At 41.0% G+C, this 3,254-nt stretch carries 5 protein-coding genes and 1 pseudogene; 4 read left to right on the forward strand and 2 right to left on the reverse strand.

Annotation, left to right across the window (positions count from 1 at the left end):
- Positions 1 to 88: 88 nt before the first annotated feature.
- The 3 genes and pseudogenes from CLV98_RS24265 to CLV98_RS22950 form a co-directional block, all read left to right on the forward strand.
- Positions 89 to 217, forward strand: a pseudogene (locus tag CLV98_RS24265) (RHS repeat-associated core domain-containing protein); the annotation flags it as partial.
- A 48-nt stretch (positions 218 to 265) separates the two neighbouring features.
- Positions 266 to 883 (forward strand): NucA/NucB deoxyribonuclease domain-containing protein, encoded by a 618-nt coding sequence (locus tag CLV98_RS22945; protein ID WP_229203545.1) that lies wholly within the window; start codon positions 266 to 268, stop codon positions 881 to 883.
- The gene (locus CLV98_RS22950) at positions 880 to 1,494 is read left to right on the forward strand and encodes an SMI1/KNR4 family protein (protein ID WP_109678450.1); all 615 of its coding nucleotides are present in this window, start codon (positions 880 to 882) and stop codon (positions 1,492 to 1,494) included. The genes CLV98_RS22945 and CLV98_RS22950 overlap by 4 nt, the downstream gene beginning before the upstream one ends.
- A 32-nt stretch (positions 1,495 to 1,526) precedes the next feature.
- On the opposite strand, the gene CLV98_RS22955 is transcribed toward CLV98_RS22950, so the two are convergent.
- The gene (locus CLV98_RS22955) at positions 1,527 to 1,865 is read right to left on the reverse strand and encodes a helix-turn-helix domain-containing protein (RefSeq protein ID WP_109678452.1); all 339 of its coding nucleotides are present in this window, start codon (positions 1,863 to 1,865) and stop codon (positions 1,527 to 1,529) included.
- Positions 1,866 to 2,017: 152 nt separating this feature from the next.
- On the opposite strand from CLV98_RS22955, the gene CLV98_RS22960 reads away from it, so the two are divergent.
- On the forward strand, positions 2,018 to 2,527 hold the full coding sequence (locus CLV98_RS22960) for a CHC2 zinc finger domain-containing protein (RefSeq protein ID WP_109678454.1): 510 nt from the start codon (positions 2,018 to 2,020) through the stop codon (positions 2,525 to 2,527).
- A 587-nt stretch (positions 2,528 to 3,114) separates the two neighbouring features.
- Here the strand turns inward: CLV98_RS22960 and CLV98_RS24270 are convergent.
- Positions 3,115 to 3,254, reverse strand: a 140-nt coding sequence (locus tag CLV98_RS24270; protein WP_146202311.1) for a helix-turn-helix domain-containing protein, incomplete at its 5' end; no start/stop codon positions are given.

Genomic DNA, 3,254 nt, shown 5'->3' on the forward strand with positions numbered 1-3,254 from the left:
TGTAAAATTGTCAGACCATTGGAGTCTACGCTCCAAAACTATTTATAGAGGGGTCAGTATCACCAGAAGGGGGTCAGTATAGAACAGAATATGCAATCTTCAAGCGCGGTTTTATGATCCGACTATTGGCAGGTTCTTTAGCATCGATCCTGAAACTGAAGGGCAGCTCGAATTTTCGCCGTATCATTACTCATTCAACAACCCCATCAGGTTCTCTGATCCTGATGGAAAATTTGCGTGCTGTGGCGGGCCGGGATCAATGCTCTTGACTGAGGCCAAATCTCAGTGGGAGGCTGTAAAAAGAAATGCCACAACCTTTGCAAACAACGCTGAACAGGCATTGGGCAAGGCATTGAGTTACACAGATGTAAATGATGCGGCTGTAGTAACCACGATGTTGACTCGAGGCGGTAATGCCGTAAATTTGGACGGCACAAATGCTACTACAACAGATAAGGTCTTGGCAACTGGTGGTGCACTCGTGCCTTTAGTTGGTGGTAGTACTTTAAAGAAACTTGGAGAGAATATTTCAGAGATCCCGGCAGTAAAGCAGATAATAGATATATTTATTGATGGGAATAAACATCCAGAATCAGCAAAACATCTCTCTGAGGCAATCCAAAATGGGGCGAGTAACGAAGGGGTCATTGATAGGGCAGGAGCAAGTGCAAGAAGAAGGGAAAACCTCAGTGGTACAAATACGCAAAGAGGGATGGATAGGGACGAAGCCCCTCCTGCTGTGATTAATACTGGAAGTGCCTCAAGTGTTAGGCATATTCCATCATCAGATAATAGAGGTGCTGGGGCTAGTATCGGGCAACAAATAAGACAATTGCCTGATGGAACCAGAGTAAGAATACTTCCTAAAATTGAAAACCCATGATACAAAACATTTTAAGTAAAAAGACAGACATAGAAGTAGCATCACCATATTCTCTTGCGAAATCGGTTATGTCCAACATGGATTCGCTTTATCTCGAATTTATTAAAGCCTCAAATGGTGGCTTCTTTTACAGTAAGTCTTTGCATATGTACTCATATGGTGCCTATAATTTAGAACACGATATCGTCAATCTAAATAGGACAATAAAAAATGAGTTTGGAGAACTTGCAAAAGATAGTTTCTTTTTTGGACAGGACTTATTCGGTAATCAATTTGGATTCCAAGGTAGCCGTGTAGTTTTATTCAATATAGAGACAGGTGATTTTGAAGATAATAGCAACAGTTTTTCCGATTGGCTCGGATTATTGCATGAAGATGGTGATTTCTTAACTGGTGAGAGTTTATTAGCAGATTGGGAAAATAGCAACGCCCTTTTAGGTTTAGGAAATAGACTTTGCCCTAAGAAGCCATTTGTTGTTGGCGGAGAATACCAAATAGAAAATCTTTCTGAATTGGGGATTGTAGACAACCTCTCTTATAATTCGGAACTGGCAAAACAAATCCACAATTTACCAGATGGAACCCCGATTAGATTTCAAATTAGATCCTGATTACTGATAACAATCGTGAAATATTGTTGGCCTTATACCGCATATTGCTGTTTAGCTCTAAAATCCCTGATAAAAGCATCCAGTAGGGCAAAAACGGTTTTCTTTTCATCTTCGGGTAATTGTTCAATGGCTTGCAGCCGTTGGACATTTTTTTTGTCTAGGGAAGCACTTTGGCCTTCGCCTACCAGGTAATCCAGCGTCACGCCCAAAGCGTCGGCGATACGCTTTGCAAAATCAATGGAAGGTGCAGCTTCGCCCCTTTCGTACTTGCCCAGGATCTCCCTTGAAATAGAACTTTCACGGGCCAGGTCAGTCTGTGACCAGCCTTTTTCCTTCCTTAAAGCAGTGATTACCGTCGCAATATTCTTCATACAAATACGCCTTTGTGTACTAAATGACAATGTATTGACAAAAATAAGGAATTAAAGTGCACTAAAAAACACAATACGACTATGACTAATTGGTATAATCTTATACTTTTGTGTCTGATCATACACAGTAAAGTTTCTGAAAATATTTTTCAATGGAAATATCACAGATTAAGCAACGCCTGAATATCCTCGAAGTACTTGGCCATTATAGCATCAAACCCGATAAAAACAGCCGGATCTGCTGCCCGTTCCACGACGACAAAACGCCTTCCATGCAGGTCTATGAGAAAACCGGCACGGTTTACTGCTTTTCCGGAAACTGCAAGACCCACGGCAAAAGCCTGGACGTCATCGATTTTATCATGAACAAAGATGGTATTAACAAGCACGAAGCCTTGAAAAAAGCTGCGGGACTCGTTAGCCCCACACTGGTAAGTGTTGCGCAGGTTAGCGTAGCAACGCCCGACAGAACGCCGCCCGACCCGGAAGCAGTTAAAGAAAATGATCCTAAGGACATCGCCACACTAATAACAGACTTTAAGTCTTTTGAATTAAATCTGAAGCAGACCCAAGGGGCTGAATACCTGGACAAACGGGGCCTGAGCTGGCAGTTGCTGCGCGACAAGGCCGGCATAATTTATACTTATCCAAGGAACTTATAAAAGTCTCCGATAAACAGCGTGCTGAGATGGTTAAAGCCCTTGTGCAGTCATCGCCCGTCAGCTGGACACATGTCAATTTGCGCGGAAAATTTGACTTTTCAGAAGATGTTTTAAAGGGATCCGTAGATTTCGACTTGGAAGAGATTTTAAATTTTGAAAACAATAAATGAAAGCAGAAACGGAAAATTTGATTTTTTTAACCGTAATTCACTGTATTATATATCATTAAGTTGATTTCGTGGAACATTGCACCCATTTCTTTAATGAAGGCCAACATTCTCATTTTTGTTGAAGCTACCGTTAAATCTGATTGTCAAAGACAAATAAAATTAACGATATCAATTTCCTAAGGGTGTCGGGAATGCTACATGTTTAGGTTTTACAGAAACCCTACTGGTTGATACTCAGTAGCAACCAGATCTCTGCCTGATCCCTTGGTAAAAGCTTCAAATTGGTCGCAGTTCCCTTCAAAATTCCCTGCGTTTTTTATTTTGTTACAATATGATTCCTTCCCACAACCGTCGTTCATTATGGATATTGTTAGGCTCTTCGTCAATTTTGGTGAAACAATATCAATAAACTACACATTATTTTGCTATGGTTACCCCACTTCCCTTTTTGAATACCAGCCCCATTCTGTCAATTAATTTATAGGACTGACTGGGTTTATAATCCACCCCAAACTGTTCTTTTATTACCTTAAGAATACCAGGGCCTGACCACCTTT

The sequence above is a fragment of the Dyadobacter jejuensis genome (assembly GCF_003149085.1).
Taxonomy (GTDB): domain Bacteria; phylum Bacteroidota; class Bacteroidia; order Cytophagales; family Spirosomataceae; genus Dyadobacter; species Dyadobacter jejuensis.